The sequence below is a fragment of the Microbacterium galbinum genome (genome assembly GCF_023101185.1).
In the GTDB taxonomy this organism is placed as follows: domain Bacteria; phylum Actinomycetota; class Actinomycetes; order Actinomycetales; family Microbacteriaceae; genus Microbacterium; species Microbacterium galbinum.
This window is the reverse complement of the sequence record NZ_CP078077.1, coordinates 754,256-770,503: the sequence shown is the minus strand read 5'-3', so window position 1 is coordinate 770,503 and position 16,248 is coordinate 754,256. Positions and strand designations below refer to the sequence as shown.

The window sequence follows — 16,248 nt, the reverse complement described above, 5'->3', positions numbered from 1 at the left end:
CATCTCGTGTCATCACAGTACACCTGATGGCACGGCATGACATCATGGGTGCATGCCCCGATGGTCACCGGATGCTGCGCTCCGGCTCGAAGCCGCCGCGATGTCGCTGTTCGAGCGTCAGGGTTTCGCGGGAACAACGGTCCCGCAGATCGCCGCCGCAGCGGGGCTGACCACTCGTACCTTCTTCCGCCACTTCGCCGACAAGCGCGATGTCCTGTTCCTCCGGGACCGCGAGCTTCCCCAGGCCGTGAGCGACTTCATGGAGTCCGTCCCGGCGGAGAGCAGCGGTGCGGCCATGGTGCGGGCGGGGCTGACGGAGGCGTGCCGCGGCATCCACGGCTGGCGGGAGCCGATCGCGCGTCGGCGCAACATCGTTCGCAGCGAACCCGCGCTGCGCGAGCGCGACCTCCTGCGGAGCCACTACCTCGGGCAGGCGATCGAAGAGTCCCTGACCGCGCGCGGCATCGACGCTCAGCAGTCGCACACGTTGGCGGCCGTCGCCGTGACCTGCTTCGACCTCGCGATGGACAGATGGCTCGAGGGGCCGGAGGACATCCCGCTCGAGGATGCTCTGACGTCGGTGTGGAGCGACATGCGCGACTGGATCGACGCGTAACGGGCGGATACTGGAAGGGACGGTTTCGAGAGCCCACGCCTCCGCACCGCGCGGCAGACCTCTCGGACGCCAGGAAGAAGAAGTACATGAAAGCCCTCCGTTACGTCGAGATCGGCAAGCCCCCGGTGGTCGTCGACATCCCGATTCCGAAGCCCGGCCCCGGTCAGGTGCTGCTCAAGATCACCGCGGGTGGCGTCTGCCACTCGGACGACTACGTCATGGGACTCCCCGAGAAGGACTACCTCGAGCAGGGCTACCCGCTGCCGCTGACGCTCGGTCACGAGGGCGCCGGCATCGTGCACGAGATCGGCGAGGGTGTCGACTCGACGCTCAAGGTCGGGGATGCCGTCGCCGTCTACGGGCCCTGGGGCTGCGGTCGCTGCCACAACTGCTCGATGGGCAAGGAGAACTACTGCACGAACGCCGCCGCCGAAGGCATCCGTCCTCCGGGTCTCGGCAGCCAGGGATCGATGGCCGAGTACATGATCGTCGACGACGCCCGCCATCTCGTGCCGCTGGGCGACCTCGACCCCGTGCAGAACGTCTCGCTGACGGATGCCGGGCTCACCCCGTACCACGCGATCAAGAACTCGCTCCCGAAGCTCGGCGCCGGCACCTTCGCGGTCGTCATCGGCACGGGCGGGCTCGGCCACGTCGGCATCCAGATCCTGAAGTCCGTCTCGGGCGCCACCGTCATCGCCCTCGATGTGAACGACGAGAAGCTGCGCCTCGCCACCGAGGTCGGCGCGGATCACGTGCTGATCAGCGACGCCTCCGCCGCCGAGAAGATCCGCGAGATCACCGGCGGCCTCGGCGCCAACGCCGTGTTCGACTTCGTCGGAGCGAACCCGACGATCGCCCTCGCGCAGAGCGTCGCCGCGCTCGAGGCCGACATCACGATCGTCGGTATCGGTGGCGGGAACATGACGCTCGGCTTCGGATCGATCGCCTACGACGCCGCCGTGCGCATCCCGTACTGGGGTTCGCGCTCCGAGCTGATCGAGGTGCTCGACCTCGCCCGCGCCGGCAAGATCCACGTGCAGACCGAGTCGTACTCGCTCGACGACGGCCCGAAGGCCTACGAGGATCTCGCCTCGAACAGCATCCGGGGTCGCGCGGTCATCGTGCCCTGAGACCCGTCACCGGAAGGCCCTCGAGAGATCGGGGGCCTTCTGCGTCTCCGGACGACGGGGGATCACGCCCCGCTCACGACGCCGGCGGCTCGAAATGCGGGATGGGGGAGGGGCGCTCGCCGCGTTCGGTGCGATGCTGCGCCCGGGCCGCATCCGTGAGGGGCACGGCGTAGACGGGGAGCGAGACGCGGGGTCGCTTCGGGAACACGCGGCCGGTCACCGTCGCGGCGACGATCTTGACGACGAACTGCTTCGGAGTCGGCGTCCACGAGGCGAGGTGCTCGACCCCGACGTGGTGCAGCTCCGCCTCGCTGGTCACCTGCTCGGCCTCGCCGCGCACCACGACGCTCCAATACGCGTCGTCGCTCTCGCCGTCGACCTCGAGAGCGACCGCGGCGCGCGCCGTGATCGCCAGGAACTTCGCATCGAAGGCCGAGCGGACGTAGATGCTGCGGCCCGTGGCGAGGTGGTTGACGGGGCGGATGTCGGGACGTCCGTCGGGGGCGACGAACGCCAGCCGGCACAGTTCGGTCGCCTCGAGAAGCCGCCAGCACTCGGCCTCGTCGAGGTCGGCGAGCAGTGCGTCGGGTGCGGGTGGGTGCGGTGCTGCGGCGGCCATGGCGTCCTCTCCTCGGTTCCGGGTATCTCCTTCTTCGATACTGCGCTTCGGATGCGCCGTGCACCAGCCCGGGTGACGCCGTCCTGAAGGATCAGGCCCGCGACGTGCGACGGTATCCGCCCGCGTGCTCCTCGACGGCACCCGCCCGTACGAACTCCTCGATCCACCCGCGCATGGGCCACTCGCCCCAGCGCTCGGCGAACAGCGCCCCGTTGCGAAGGATGTCGTCGAGGTGCCGCCACGGCGGGGTGCCCGCCGGGTGCCACTGGTGGTAGGCATCGGCCCCGCCGACCCAGTGCAGCGCGATGCCGCCCTCGCGGGCGCGCCGACCGAGGTCGGTGTCCTCGGCGCCGTAGCCCTCGTACCGTTCGTCGAAGCCGCCCAGCCGACGCCAGGTCGCCGGCGTCACCGCGAACGACAGCGACCAGAAAAGGTCGTATTCCGCGGGGTGGGCGGTGGCGATCTCCCCCGGCGGCGGGGCGGGACGGCCGGGGTGCGGACGCGTGTGCGCGGCCAGCTCGTCGGGCTCGCGCGGGCGCTCGACGCTGCGCAGGTAGGTGACGGGCCCGCACAGGATGCCGTCCGGAAGAGAAGCGGCGGCCTCGGCGTACCGGTGCAGCAGGCCCGGCGAGGGCAGGCAGTCGACGTCGAGGAAGACCAGCAGCTCGGCCCCGCGGGCGAGAGCCTCCTCCGCCGCGGCGTTGCGCGCGGCGCCGACGCGCAGGCCGTGACGCCCCGGGGGCACGTGCACCTGCACGGCGCCGTCGTACCGTCCCGGCGCCTCGGCATCCAACCCGACCTCGATGGGCAGCAACTCGATGCCGGGCGCGACCGCGTCGCGCAGGAACCGTCGCAGTCGGTGCAGATGGGCGAGGCGGTTGACGGATGCCGGGGTGATCACGGCCACGCGGATGCTCACGCGCGTACCTCCTCGATCACGGCGGCCGCCCGTGCCGCCGCTCCGTCCACCTGCCAGGCGCCCCAGTCCGGCGTCGATGCGAGCGCGCGGCGGACGAGCTCGACGAGGTGCTCCGGCGCGGCATCGTGGCCGGCGACCTGGGCGAGCCCCCGGGAGCGCAGGGTACGGCCGGTGTGCTCCTGCTCCGCGAACGGACGCTCCTGCACGACGACCACGGCGCGCGCACCCGCCGCCGCGAGGTCGGCGACCCCGTTCTGTCCGGCGGCGCTCACGACGACGGACGCGCGCGAGAGCAGCGGCCAGACGTCGTCGACCCGGTCGTCCTCGCGTGCTCCGGCGGTTTCGACCCGCCATCCGTCCGCGACGAGGAGATCGATCACCGTGCGCAGGCGCTCGTCGTCGAGCGTGCGGCTGAGGAACAGCACGCGTCGCTCCCCGCTCGGCGCCGTACCCGTGGGCCGCGAGCGACCCGCATGACGGGAGATGCCGCCCACGCGGCGCACCCGTTCCTCGTGAGGGACGAGCCCCGGCGCCGGGATCGTGCCCGCGGCCCACGGCGCCACGATGCGATCGGCGAGGTCGTAGGCGAGCCGGTGCGGAGCATCCGTCCGATCGCCCGGCTGGGCGAAGACCACGGTCGGCACACCGAGCAGCCGCACGAATGCGGTCACCTCGGCGCTGACGTCGACCACGAATGCGGCCACGTCGGTGCGCGCGATCCAGTCGGCGATGATCGCGAGGCGCTGCCGATGCCCCGGATGCCCCACCGGGGCCCAGTGCAGCGCTCCGCCCGCGGTGACGTCGCCGAGCTCGTGCGCCGGACGCTCGACGCCATCGGCGTCGACGACCGGATCGGCGTCGGAGGGGAGCTGCACCCAGGTCGTGCGATCGTCGAGCGACGCGGGCCGCGGCATGCTCGAGAACACGGTGACCGGATCGGCGAGGTGCGGACGCACGGCGAGGAGACGGGCCACGTGCCCCCAGCCGTGGTGATGCACGTACCAGCCGATCATGCGCCCACCGCCTCGACGGCATCGCCGACGGTGCCGAGCCCGAGCGCCGCCGGCGCACTCGGCAGGACTGCGGGGACGGGAATGCTGTGCGCGGCGACCGAGATCGCCCGCTCCACCTCGCGATGCCGCCGCGCGAGGGAGTGGCGGTCGGTCGCCGCCTCGCGCACGCGACGACGAACGGTGTCCCGGCGCGAGCTCCGTGCGAGAGCCGAGGCCGCGTCGGCCAGGGCGTCGACGTCACCGGCGGGCACGACCGCCGTGCCGGGCAGGCCGGCGAGCACCTCGCTCGCCCCGCCCGAGTCGAAAGCCGCCACGGGGGTACCGGTCACGAGGGCCTCGGCCATGACGAGGCCGAACGGTTCCGACCACATCGGGGTGACCAGGGCGACCGCCGCCGAACCGACCAGGTCGCACAGCTCCTGCTGCCGCAGCGCACCCACGAAGAGCGCATCCGCGCCGAGCAGCGGCTCGACCTCGCGGGCGAAGTAGCCCTCGTCGCCGATGCGGCCGGCCAGTCGGATGCGCGCACCCGCCCGGCGGGCGGCGAGAATCGCGAGGTGCGGCGCTTTCTCGGGAACGATCCGACCGAACCACACCCAGTCCTCGCCGCCCGGTCCGAGTCGCCACTGGGTCGTGTCGACCCCGTTGGGGAACACGAAGGCGTCGACGCCCTCGCTCGACCAGGAGCGCGCGGTGTACTGGCTCACGGCCAGGAAGCGGTGCGGAGCGGATGCCGGCAGCGCATTCGCCGCGATCACCATCTCGGGCAGCGGGGGAGTGTGCAGCGTGGTCACCACCGGTACGCCCGGGGCGTGGCTCCACAGGATCGGAGCGCCGTGCAGGCTGTGGTTGTCGACGACGTCGACCCGCGTCATCGCGTGCTCGAGTCGCACGCGGATCCTGTCGAACGCCTCGGCCATCCGCCGCCGGTGGCCTTCGGGGTAGTCGGTGTCGGAGACGTCGGACTCGCGTCGCCAGCGCGGGGTCGGCAGCTGCAGTTCCGGGACGCCGTCGAGGAAGTCCGACCCTGCAGCCGCGCAGAGTTCGACCCGGTGTCCGCGGCGCCGCAGCCAGCGCACGCGATTCCAGACCGCCGCCTCGAGGCCGCCGGGATGGGGTTGGCGCAGCGCGTGGCGCTCGGGTGCGACGACCAGGATGCGCAGGGGGCTCACCGGCGTCATGCCGAGACCTCCGCGATGGCGGACGCGTAGAGCGCGGCGTGCGCCGCGCGCACGCCATCGCGCTCTGCCAGTCGCTCGCGGCGGCGTGTACGCAGGAGAGCCTCCCGTTCGTCACCGCGTGTGAGCGGGGTGTTCCGCACGGCATCCGCCAGCGTGAGCGGGTCGTCGAGATCGATGACCGAGAAACCGGCCGGATGCTGTGCGCCGACGTGTCCGACATCGGTGCCAGCGACGCGCACGCCCAGGTCGTGGCAGAGCTCCACCCACCCCGAGTGCGTGCCGTGCCGATAGGGAAGCACGAACACGTCGAGGCCGCGTAGCCACTGCTCGATCCCGGCATCCGACAGCCGCGGCGTGCGCCGCAGGTCGACGCGGGGAGCGTCGATCGCGGCGGCGATCCGCAAGGCGGTCGCCTCGTCGCGGACCCTCTCGTTGAGCAGCACGTCGACGTGCACGGCGCGGTGGTCACCGAGCAGGCGCACCGCGCGCACCGCGGCGTGGACGGCCCTCTCGGCGTCGATGTTGGGGCGCAGATCGCGCAGGTGCATGCCGACGCGGACGGCATCGGCGAGCGAGTCGGAGGCTGCGGCGCTCGCCGCGGGGATGCCGGTGAGCAGGGTCGGGTGGGGGAGTACCGTGCTGGCGCGGCCCCACCGGTGCTCGATCTCGGACGCAGCCGGCACCGTGAGCGTGAGGAGGCGGTCGGCTGCAGGGACGATCACGTCGAGCAGTGCTCGGTGATGCCCCTGCGCCTCGAGCTGCGGGTTGTCGAGGTCGTGCACGGTGTACACCACCGCGCGCCCGGCCCGGCGGGCGGCGTCGAGCGCCGCGCTCAGTTCGGCGGGAGAGAAGGACTCGAGGCCGAAGTGCACGTGCAGCACATCGAAGGCATCGGCGTTGTCGTCGATCCAGCCGGGTGTCATCGCGACCGGCGGCCACCACTGACCGGAGGGGGCTCCGGGCACCGGAGGGTCCGGGAGGACCTGAACGCGGAGCGGGTCGCTGATGGCGTGCACGTAGGGATGGGCGGCGGGGATCGATGCGACGCGGATGCGCTCGGTCGTGGTGGCGATGGAGGTCTTCCTCGGGGGGTGCGGATGCTCCGGACCGAGGTGTCTCACACGCACGGAGACCGTGAGAGCCGCGGGGAGGAAGCAGGGGGGCGAAGGTATACGTTCGTATGATGATCGACTTCGCCGAGAAGGGCACGCCCGTTGCGCCCGCCGGGTCCGCGGTGCTAGCGCGTCGCCGGCACTACGCGGAGTTCTTCGGCCTCGAGCCGCTGCCCGAGGCGTTCGGGGTCGTCGTGGGCAACTGCCAGGCAGAGTCCCTGCGCTGGGTGATGGACGCGCCGGGTCGTCGATTCGTGCGCGTCCCACCCGTGCACGACCTGAGCGGCGACGAGGCCGAGCGCCTGCACACGCTGGTGGCCGCCGCGCACACGGTGGTCACTCAGCCGATCCGCGACGACTATCGCGGCCTGCCCCTCGGGACGCGTCAGATCGCCGCGGCCACCACTGCTCGCGTGGTCACCCTGCCGCCCGTGCGGTTCGCCGGTCTGCATCCGTTCCAGGCAGCGATCCGGGTGCCCGGGATCGATGAGGATCCGCCGCTCGTGCCGTATCACGACATCCGCACCCTGGCGGGAGCCGCGGGCATCCCGGTCGCCGCCGCGCTGCCGCCGACGAGGGTGCGCGCTGTCGGAGAGACCTCGATCGACGTCCTGCGCACCCGCGAGACGCGTTGCGATGTCCCGGTCTCCGATCTGTTCGACGATGTCACCGCCGATCACATGCGCACCGTCAACCATCCCGGGAACGCCGTCTGGCTCCCGCTCGGCGAACGCGTGCTGCGCGTCCTGGGCGTCGCCGGCGGACCGACCGACCCGGGGCGTCCGCTGCTCGCCGCCGTGCGCGCCCCGCTCGAGCCCGAGGTCGTCGAGGCGTGGTCGCTCCCCGAGGAGCCGCGCGCGAACTGGATCGTCGACGGGGCGGACCTCGACGTCGACGAGGTGGAGGCCGCGCACCGCGAGTGGTACGCCGCCCGTCCGGAGTTCGTGCGGGCGGCCGTCGAACGGCTCGCTCCGCTTCTCGCCGTCTGGCGCGCCGCGTGAGCGCGATACCGCTCCTGCTCGCGCATCCGGGAACCCACGGCGTCGCCGTGTACTCGCGGGACCTCGCCGTCGCGGTCACCGCCGCGCACCCCGAGGTCGAGGTCGTCGAACCCGCCGACCTCCTCCGACTCGATCCGGGCACGACGGTGCACGCCCAGTTCACCGATCGCCTGTGGGCGGACTCGCCGGAGGAGGCCTCCCGGCTCTTCACCGAACTCGCCGCGCGGTTGCGGATCAGCGTGACGCTGCACGACGTGCCGCAGGAGTCGGATGGTCCGCGCAACCGCGTCCGGCGCCGCGACGCCTACGCGCTCGTCGCGCGCTCGGCCCGGGGAGTCGTCGTCAACAGCGCGCACGAGAGCGCGCTGCTGCGGGAGGAGCACGTCTGGGCGGGGCCGGTCGCGCGGGTGCCGCTGCCCGTCGAGGTGCTCGCCGCGCCGACCGACGAGCGAGCCGAGCTCGACGGCACGGTGGGCGTGCTCGGGTACTTCTACCCCGGTAAGGGGCACGACGAGGCGGCGAGCGCGGCCGCCGCGGCGGGGCTGCAGCGGATGACGGTGCTCGGCCGCGCCTCGGAGGGGCACGCCGAGGATCTCGCCGCGTTCGTCCGCCGTGCCCGTTCGCAGGGCGTCGCCGTCGATGTGACCGGGTGGCTCGACGACGCCGAGATCGCACGGCGCGGGCGGGCGGTCTCGGTGCCGCTGATCGCACATCGGCACGTCTCGGCCTCCGGCTCTCTGGCCTCGTGGATCGGGTGGGGGCGTCGCCCCGTGGCGATGCGCAACCGGTACATCGACGAGATGGCGGCGCTGCGCCCGGGAACCCTCACGGTCGCCGACGAGAGCGATCTCGCCGCTGCGGTGCGCCGAGCGGCTGCGGACCCGGCGTCGACCCGGCACGGTCGCGATCGGGTGCCGGGGTCGTGGGACGACGCGGTCGACGCGTACACGCGCTGGTGGGCGGAGCGGGGCGCATGAGGGCGCCGTACGTGGTCGGCAACCGGTGGAACGAGCGCGACGGCGTGCATCCCGATCCGCTTCCCCGTGTCTCGGTGATCGTCGCGCACTACGACCAGCCGGACGAACTCGCCCGCACCCTGCACGCGCTGGGCGCGCAGGACTACCCGCCGGAGTTGCTCGAGATCGTCGTCGCCGACGACGGGTCTCCATGCCCCGTCGATGTGCCGGAGGGCGTGACCGTCGTCCGCCAGGACGACCGGGGCTTCCGCCTCTCCGCCGTGCGCAATCTCGGTGCGCGGGCGAGCAGCGGCGACATCCTCTGCTTCCTCGATGCCGACACCTCGCCGGAACCGGGGTACGTTCGGGCGCTCACCCGTCTCCCGGCGCTGCTGCCCGAGGCGGTCACGGTGGGGCGGCGGCGCCATGCCGACTTCTCCGGCATCCCGGCCACGGTCGCCGTCGCCGAGGCCGCCGTCGGTCGTGAGCTGTCGGAGCCGTCCTGGCTCGCCGAGGAGTACGCCCGCACCGCCGATCTTCGCGACGCCGACGACCGGTCGTACCGCTTCGTGATCGGGGCGGTGATCGCCTGCTCGCGGATGCTGTACGACGAGGCGGGCGGGTTCGACGAGTCGTTCACCGCCTACGGCGGGGAGGACTGGGAATGGGCGCATCGGATGTGGCGGGCCGGTGCTCTCCTCGCGCATGTTCCCGAGGCCGTGGCGTGGCACGACGGGCCGGAATGGGCCGAGCGCGATGGAGCCGGCCTCGAACGAGCGAACGCTCAGACGCTGCGTCTGGTCTCGGCCATTCCCGTGCCGGGCTCCGCGCCACGGGCGCTGTGGGCGGGGGCGGCCGATGTCGTGCTGCGGCTGCGCGGATCGCACGCGCCGGCCGCGCTCTTCATCGCGGTGGATTCGCTGCTCGCGGCGTTGCCGCGCAGCCGGGTGGTGCTCGATCCCGGTGCCGCCGGCACGATCGACGATCCGCGCGTGGGTGTCGACGGAGCGGATGCCGACGCCCGGGTGACCTGGGAGGTCGATGTGCCGCTGGTGGTCCTCGACCCGCGGGGAATCACGGATCTCCTCGCTCGTTGCGGGGTCGGCGACGTGGGGACGGTGGAGCTCGTGGACGTCGACGGCGAACCGCTCGGCGTTCTGCGCTCCCGACGCGCGGAGCGTCGCGCGCAGCGCTGGGGCACGGAGGCCGCCTTCGCCACCGAGCGCAGGGTGGTCGACGGCGTGCACCGGATGCGCTCGGATCCGCGCGTCGAGGCATGGGTCGGCGGCTGGGGTGGACCGTCCGCCTTCATCTGACCCGAGGCCCTGGCCTATCGGAGGGGTCGAGCGCAAGCCCTCCTCACGAGAGAGCCGGTTCGCCTAACGTGGCGGCATGCCTGAATCGGATGAGCATTCCCCGACGAACCCCGTGACCCGCTACGCCCGCGTCGAGCCGCCGTTGCAGCACCAGCCCGAGCCCGGCATCCAGGCGCGCATGACCCCCGTCCCCGATCTCGGCGAGGAGTCGTATCGCGGCACCGCCCGGTTGACCGGCCGGCGGGCGCTCATCACCGGCGGGGATTCGGGCATCGGAGCGGCGACGGCCATCGCCTTCGCCCGCGAGGGTGCCGACGTCGTGATCGCGCACCTGCCCGGTGAGGAGGAGGATGCCGAGCACGTGCTCGCGCTCATCGCCGACGCCGGGCGCCGCGGACGCGCCGTGGTCGCCGACATCTCGGAGGCCGCGGAGTGCCGCCGGCTGGTCGCGGAGGCGGTGGACTTCCTCGGGGGCCTCGACGTCGTCGTCAACAACGCCGGTCGACAGATCGCGGTCGAGCGGGTCGAAGACCTCAGCGACGAGCAGTTCGAGGCCACCTTCCGCACGAACGTGTTCGCCAACTTCTGGATCACCAAGGCGGCTCTCGCGCACCTCGGACCCGGCGCCAGCATCATCAGCACGGCATCCCTCGAGGCGTACAAGCCCTCGCCCGACCGGCTCGACTACGCTGCGACGAAGGCCGCCGTCAACAACCTCGCGAAGGGCCTCGCGCTGCAGCTCGCCGAGCGCGGCATCCGCGTGAACGTCGTGGCGCCCGGCCCGGTCTGGACGGCTCTGCAGGTGTCGGACGGCGTCTCCGACGAGCAGATGCTGCACTTCGACGACGAGAACACGTATCAGCGCGCGGGGCAGCCCGCGGAGCTCGCGCCCGCCTACGTCTTCCTCGCTTCGGAGGAGTCGGGCTACGTGTCGGGCGCGACGCTGAACGTCAACGGGGGCATGGTCACCCCGTGACCGCCGAGAGGTGCACGGTGTTCGTGCTGCCCGGCCTGGGGCTCGACGCCCGTTCCGCCCAGCCGCTGCAGGCCGAGCTGGACGACCGTTTCCGCGTGATCGCGGTGGAGCTCCCGGGTCAGGGATCCGCTCCGGATGCGCCCGAGGGATCGGTCGCCGCCCAGGTCGACGCCGCCCTCGCCGTGATCCGGGAAGCCGCCGACGGAGGACCCTGGATGCTGTGCGGGCACAGCATGGGAGGCAAGATCGCCGCGGCCGTCGCCGCCCGGATCCGCGACGGCGAGCCCGAGATCTTCGGCCTGCTCGGCGCGGTTCTGCTGGCGCCGTCGCCACCGTCCCCCGAGCCGATGCCCGCCGAGAAGAGGCGGCAGATGCTCTCCTGGGTCGCCGAGGGCGGCATCTCCGAGAGCGACGCGCAGACCTTCGTCGACGACAACGTCGGCGGCGGGCTTCCGCCCGAGCGGCAGCGCGAGACCGTCGACGCGGTGGCCCGGATGTCGCCCCTCGCGTGGCGGCGGTGGCTCGAGGAGGGGAGCGTCGAGGACATCACGGCGTCCGTCGGGACGCTCGACCTCCCCTGCCGCGTGCTCGCCGGCGGCGAAGACGAGGCACTCGGCGCTGACGCGCAGCCGGACCTGCTCGCCGACGTGTATCCGCGCGCCCGGTTCATCGCCCTGGCCGGAGCGGGGCACCTGCTCCTGCAGGAGCGCCCCGGCGAGGTGGCGGCGGCGATCACCGAGCTGTGGGAGGAGATCGCGGAGCACAGCGTGCGAGTGCCCGCGGAATGGGGGACTCTGCTCGCCTCGCCGCGGGTCTCGGCGCGCGTGCGGAGCACGCTCGCGCGCCGTGCACTGCCCGACGATCCCGCGTACCGCCCGCGGGTGCTCTCCTCGGAACAGCTGGACCTCCTGCGCGCCGTCGCCGCCCGCGTGGTGCCTCAACCGCCCGGCGGGAGCATCGATCTGGCGGCGCGCGTCGACGCCGATCTCGCCGCCGGCGGCGGAGACGGCTGGCGTCCGGCCGGAGCGCTGCCGGACGACGAGGCGTATCGCGCCGGCCTCGACCAGCTCGCCCGGGTGTGGCCCGAGGGGGCCGAGGAGCGGGACGGGGTGCTCCGAGAGGTGATCGCCGGCACCGCGATTCCGGGCATCACCGCGGATGCCGACGACCTGCGCCGCTGGTTCCAAGACGTGCGCGTCGACCTCGTGCGCGAGTGGCTGTGTCATCCCGCCTCCCTCGCCCGGGTCGGCTACGACGGGTTCGCCACGGGTGCGGAGGAGGTCTCCTTCGCGGGGTATCTCGCCTTGGGAGCCGGCCTGCGCGACGGGTGGGAGCCCTCCGACCTCGGAGCGGTCGTGGACGGAACGGAAGGGGCGTCATGAACCTCGACGGCATGCGCAGGTTCGACCGCGACGAGATCGTGGACGTCGTGGTGGTCGGCACCGGCGCGGGGGGCGCGCCGCTGCTGGCGAGACTGGCGGAGCGGGGGCTGCGCGTGGTCGCGCTCGAAGCCGGGCCGAATCACGATCCCGCCGACTACACCCCCGACGAGGTCGAGGCGACCGCGATCAACTGGATGTCGAGCCGATTCAGCGGCGGAGACGCTCCGACCGCGTTCGGCCCGAACAACAGCGGGTTCGGTGTCGGCGGAGGAACCGTGCACTGGGGAGCGTTCACTCCCCGTCCGGATGCCCGCGATCTGCGGCTGCGAACCGAGACCGGTGAGGGTGCGGACTGGCCGATCGACCACGACGAGCTCATCCGCTACGTCGCGCAGGTCGAGGCCGACATCGGGGTATCGGGTCCCACGCCGTACCCGTGGGACCCGTCGCGCACCTACCTGTACCCTCCGCCCCGGCGCAACGCCCCGGCAGACCTCATGCTCGCGGGTGCGGCGGTTCTCGGCATCCGCGCGGCCGACGCCCCGGCGGCGATCCTCACGCGGGACCGTCTGCAGCCCCACCACGGTCTGCGGCACGCCACCACCAACGTCGGGTCGATCCACCAGGGCGAACGCCACGGCGCCAAAGCGACCACCGCGATCACCTACCTTCCGGCCGCGGTCGCCGCAGGTGCCGAAATCCGCCCGGATGCGGTCGTGCACACGATCGAGCGCGATGCGCGCGGGCGGGTGACCGGTGTCGTGTACCGCGAGGACGGTGAGGACCGGCGGCAGCGGTGCGCCGCGCTCGTGCTCGCGGGCGGCGGCGTGGAGACTCCTCGGCTGCTGCTGCACAACGGGATCGCGAACTCGAGCGGACAGGTCGGGCGCAATTTCCTCGCCCACGGCGCCGTGCAGGTCTGGGGGCGTTTCGACGAGCAGATCCGCGGATACCGCGGCTACCCCTCGGCGGTCATCACCGAGGACTTCGTGCGCCCCGCCGGCGCGGACTTCGTCGGCGGCTACCTGCTGCAGAGTCTCGGGGTCATGCCCTTCACGTACGCCACCTCGCTCGTGCGTGGGGGAGGGGTCTGGGGCACCGATCTCGTCGACGAGCTGGAAACCGCGAGGTACAGCGCCGGCATCGGGATGAATGCGGAATGCCTGCCATCCGACGAGAACCGCATCGAGCTCTCGTCGGAGACGGACGAGTGGGGGCTGCCGCGGGCGACGATCACGTTCTCGCCGGGGGCCAACGAGAAGGCCATCGACGATCACGCGATCGCGACCATGATCGATCTGCTGACGGCGGCGGGCGCGCGCAGCACCCGCGTGCTCGCGCGGTCGGCGCACACCCTCGGCACCTGCCGGATGAGCGACGACCCCGCGGAGGGCGTGGTCGACGGTTCGGGTCGTTCGCACGACATCGACAACCTCTGGGTGTGCGACAACTCGACCTACCCGAGCGCGCTGACGGCGAACCCGGGGTTGACGCAGATGGCCCTGTCGCTGCGCACGGCCGACCGGATGCTGGCGGGCCTGTGATCGATCGGCGGCGGAGGAGACGAGAATGGATCGATGCCCGCTAGCCACGCCCGGCACGACGCCGACGACCCGATCGACCTCTCGGTCGATCACGTCTCCTGCGACGGCGTCGTCACCCGGGTGACGCGCGTCGAGGCCGCCGATCCCGCGTCGTCGCGCGCATTCGTGCTCGTCGCCGGCCTCGGGGTGGCGGCCAGCTACTTCGAGTTCCTCGCGCCGACCCTCGCGGAGAGGGGCGACGTCTACGCCCTCGATCTTCCCGGCTTCGCTGGGATGTCGGCCGCGCCCGGGCACACCCCCGACGTCGCGTTCTTCGCGGATCAGGTCGAGGCGGTGCTCGACCACTACCGGCTCGACGACCCCGTGCTGATCGGGCACTCGATGGGGGCCCAGATCGTCACCGAGGTGCTGGGACGCAGGTCGGGCCTCTCGCACGCGGTGCTCGTGAGCCCGGTCGTCAACGAGGCCGAGGCGACGGTCTTCCGGCAGGCCGTGCGATTCGCGCAGTCGGCGACGCGGGAGTCGGTGCACCTCGCGATGATCGCGGTGTCGGCGTATCTTCTGTGCGGACCGGTCTATTTCGTGCGTGTGCTCCCGCACGTGCTGCGCTACCGGATCACCGAGCGGATCGCGGATGCCGACGCTGCCCTGCTGCTGATCCGCGGCGAGTTCGACACGACCTCGCCGCGCCGGTTCCACTCCCGTCTCGTTGCGGCGGCGTCGGCGTCGGCGCGACGCTGGGAGATCGAGGGCGCCTCGCACTCCATCATCAACGGCCACGCGGTGGGGGTCGCCCAGCTCACGCTCGCGCACATCGACGACCGGCTGCGGCGGAGGGGGCGTCTCGACGACGAGGATGCCGTGACCCCGCCGCCCCTGCACGTCGATGCGCGGCTGGTCTGGGGAGCGTTCACGGCGCGCGTGTCGGAATGGGTGAGCGCGCTGCGCCGCGACGAGGCGGGCGTCGAACGCGCCAAGGAACGCCACGCGCGGATCCTGCGTCGGGCATACGGTCGCCTGCGCCGCCGCCGCTCGGACGGCTGAGGGGTCGCGTTTTTTCAGCGGCGTGCGCGCAGCGCCAGCCAGGCCGCGGCACGGTCGTCGGCGCTCGACATCGACAGCCCGGTGACGTGCTCGATCCGTCGCACCCGTGCCGCCAGGGTCTGGCGATGGACGCCCAGGCGTGCGGCCGCGGCTCCCCAGGCGCCGTTCTCGGCGAGGAACGTGTGCAGGGTGTCGACGAGGTCGTCGTCGAGCGGATCGACCAGTGCGGCCAGCGTGCGTGCGTCACCGGGTGCGAGGCGGTCGAGCACGAGGTCGACGGTCGGCATCGCGCGGTAGTGCACGACGGAGCGCCCCTCGGTCGCGGCGACGCGGTGTGCGCGACGCGCCTCCTCGACGGACCGCGCGAGGGCGTCGAGTGCCGACGGGGAGCCGAGCCCCAGATGCAGGGGTACGGAGAACGTCGTCGCGCGATCCGCGATCTCGTCGATGTGCTCCGCGCGCACGAAGCCCGTCACCACCCCCTGCGCGGCGGTCAGCAGATGCGGCGCGCCGAGGTCTTCGAGCCAGTGGATGACGGCGCGCTCGGCGTCGACGCTCGACGAGCGGGCCGAGAGGGTGAACGCGGCCAGGGCGCGGTCGCGCACGCCCCACTCCTTCGCCAGCGCGACGGCGTTCGGTCCGCCGTCCTCCAGCACGCGCATCATCGTGGCGCGTCCGAGGCGTTCGGTCCGGCTGCCGTCGTGCGTGCGCAGGAGCAGATCGAGCAGCGCCGCCGCCTGGGAGCTGAGGTCACGGGCGCGGCTGGTCGAGCCGCTACGGGCGGTCACCACGAGGAACGCGGACATGTCCTCGTCGGTGCCGACGGGATGCACCTGCAGCGCCCGACTGCGCACGCGGACCGGGCGATTGAAGGCCACGGCGACCGCATCCCCGATGTGCAGCGCGCCGGCACCCGCCGAGGCGATCGGCTGCGCGTCGCGGTCGAGCAGCACGGCCCACCCGTCGAGACGTCGGGCCAGCTCGGCGACCACCCCCGCCACTCCGCTGCGGCGGGCGGCGAGCGCGAGCACCTTCGTCGCGGCGAGAACGGCGCGGTCCTCGGCAGCGGCGTCCGTCGCGAGCACCGCCTGCAGCGTGGGCAGAACGACGGACGGGTCGACCGTGGGCGCGATCAGCGCGGTGACCCCGTCCGGCACGGCGGAGAGAGGCCCGGTCGCCACGACCACGGCGAGCCGCAGCAGATCACCGCGCTCCGGGTCGTCGAGTCCGCGCGCGATCTCGTCGGGGCTGCCGACCACGAGCGTCGCGAACTGCGGATGCGGCACGACGGCGAAGTCGCCCACCGGCACGGCGCTCGCCACCGTGGCCTTCGGGCCGAGAGCGCCGCCGGCGACGAGCGTCGCGCCGAGGAGCCGAGCGATCGATGCCAGGTCTCGTGCCATATCCGAAGTATAAGGAATGTCGATTCGGATGCT

At 72.6% G+C, this 16,248-nt stretch carries 15 protein-coding genes; 9 read left to right on the top strand and 6 right to left on the bottom strand.

Annotation, left to right across the window (positions count from 1 at the left end; genetic code table 11):
* The first annotated feature begins 52 nt into the window (after positions 1 to 52).
* Together KV396_RS03845 and KV396_RS03840 are read left to right on the top strand one after the other, a co-directional pair.
* The gene (locus KV396_RS03845; RefSeq protein WP_247956883.1) at positions 53 to 616 is read left to right on the top strand and encodes a TetR/AcrR family transcriptional regulator; all 564 of its coding nucleotides are present in this window, start codon (positions 53 to 55) and stop codon (positions 614 to 616) included.
* 86 nt (positions 617 to 702) lie between these two features.
* The gene (locus KV396_RS03840) at positions 703 to 1,749 is read left to right on the top strand and encodes an NAD(P)-dependent alcohol dehydrogenase (protein ID WP_247956882.1); all 1,047 of its coding nucleotides are present in this window, start codon (positions 703 to 705) and stop codon (positions 1,747 to 1,749) included.
* A gap of 73 nt (positions 1,750 to 1,822) precedes the next feature.
* On the opposite strand, the gene KV396_RS03835 is transcribed toward KV396_RS03840, so the two are convergent.
* The 5 genes from KV396_RS03835 to KV396_RS03815 all read right to left on the bottom strand — a co-directional run bounded on the left by KV396_RS03835 (position 1,823) and on the right by KV396_RS03815 (position 6,608).
* On the bottom strand, positions 1,823 to 2,368 hold the full coding sequence (locus KV396_RS03835) for a pyridoxamine 5'-phosphate oxidase family protein (protein WP_247956881.1): 546 nt from the start codon (positions 2,366 to 2,368) through the stop codon (positions 1,823 to 1,825).
* A 91-nt stretch (positions 2,369 to 2,459) separates the two neighbouring features.
* Complete coding sequence (locus KV396_RS03830; RefSeq protein ID WP_247956880.1) at positions 2,460 to 3,287, bottom strand: galactosyltransferase-related protein; 828 nt, start codon at positions 3,285 to 3,287, stop codon at positions 2,460 to 2,462.
* Positions 3,284 to 4,300 (bottom strand): glycosyltransferase, encoded by a 1,017-nt coding sequence (locus KV396_RS03825; protein WP_247956879.1) that lies wholly within the window; start codon positions 4,298 to 4,300, stop codon positions 3,284 to 3,286. Before KV396_RS03825 ends, KV396_RS03830 begins: the two co-directional genes overlap by 4 nt.
* Positions 4,297 to 5,481 carry a glycosyltransferase gene (locus KV396_RS03820; protein ID WP_247956878.1) on the bottom strand — a complete coding sequence of 395 codons (1,185 nt, stop codon included), beginning with the start codon at positions 5,479 to 5,481 and terminating at the stop codon, positions 4,297 to 4,299. The genes KV396_RS03825 and KV396_RS03820 overlap by 4 nt, the downstream gene beginning before the upstream one ends.
* Entirely contained in the window at positions 5,478 to 6,608 is a 1,131-nt protein-coding gene (locus tag KV396_RS03815) for a glycosyltransferase family protein (RefSeq protein WP_247956877.1), read from the bottom strand. Before KV396_RS03815 ends, KV396_RS03820 begins: the two co-directional genes overlap by 4 nt.
* A gap of 56 nt (positions 6,609 to 6,664) precedes the next feature.
* On the opposite strand from KV396_RS03815, the gene KV396_RS03810 reads away from it, so the two are divergent.
* From KV396_RS03810 to KV396_RS03780, 7 genes are all read left to right on the top strand, one after another.
* Complete coding sequence (locus KV396_RS03810; protein WP_247633872.1) at positions 6,665 to 7,594, top strand: WcbI family polysaccharide biosynthesis putative acetyltransferase; 930 nt, start codon at positions 6,665 to 6,667, stop codon at positions 7,592 to 7,594.
* Positions 7,591 to 8,571: a hypothetical protein gene (locus KV396_RS03805; protein WP_247633873.1), complete on the top strand. Its 981-nt coding sequence runs from the start codon at positions 7,591 to 7,593 to the stop codon at positions 8,569 to 8,571. Before KV396_RS03810 ends, KV396_RS03805 begins: the two co-directional genes overlap by 4 nt.
* Complete coding sequence (locus tag KV396_RS03800) at positions 8,568 to 9,866, top strand: glycosyltransferase family 2 protein (protein ID WP_247956876.1); 1,299 nt, start codon at positions 8,568 to 8,570, stop codon at positions 9,864 to 9,866. Before KV396_RS03805 ends, KV396_RS03800 begins: the two co-directional genes overlap by 4 nt.
* A 76-nt stretch (positions 9,867 to 9,942) precedes the next feature.
* The gene (locus KV396_RS03795; protein WP_247633875.1) at positions 9,943 to 10,842 is read left to right on the top strand and encodes an SDR family oxidoreductase; all 900 of its coding nucleotides are present in this window, start codon (positions 9,943 to 9,945) and stop codon (positions 10,840 to 10,842) included.
* Positions 10,839 to 12,224 (top strand): alpha/beta fold hydrolase, encoded by a 1,386-nt coding sequence (locus KV396_RS03790; RefSeq protein WP_247956875.1) that lies wholly within the window; start codon positions 10,839 to 10,841, stop codon positions 12,222 to 12,224. Before KV396_RS03795 ends, KV396_RS03790 begins: the two co-directional genes overlap by 4 nt.
* Entirely contained in the window at positions 12,221 to 13,768 is a 1,548-nt protein-coding gene (locus KV396_RS03785; RefSeq protein ID WP_247956874.1) for a GMC family oxidoreductase, read from the top strand. Before KV396_RS03790 ends, KV396_RS03785 begins: the two co-directional genes overlap by 4 nt.
* A 33-nt stretch (positions 13,769 to 13,801) precedes the next feature.
* Positions 13,802 to 14,812 carry an alpha/beta fold hydrolase gene (locus tag KV396_RS03780; protein WP_247956873.1) on the top strand — a complete coding sequence of 337 codons (1,011 nt, stop codon included), beginning with the start codon at positions 13,802 to 13,804 and terminating at the stop codon, positions 14,810 to 14,812.
* A gap of 14 nt (positions 14,813 to 14,826) precedes the next feature.
* On the opposite strand, the gene KV396_RS03775 is transcribed toward KV396_RS03780, so the two are convergent.
* A complete protein-coding gene (locus tag KV396_RS03775; protein WP_247956872.1) occupies positions 14,827 to 16,215 on the bottom strand; it encodes a helix-turn-helix domain-containing protein in 1,389 nt (462 codons plus the stop codon).
* Positions 16,216 to 16,248 lie beyond the last annotated feature (33 nt).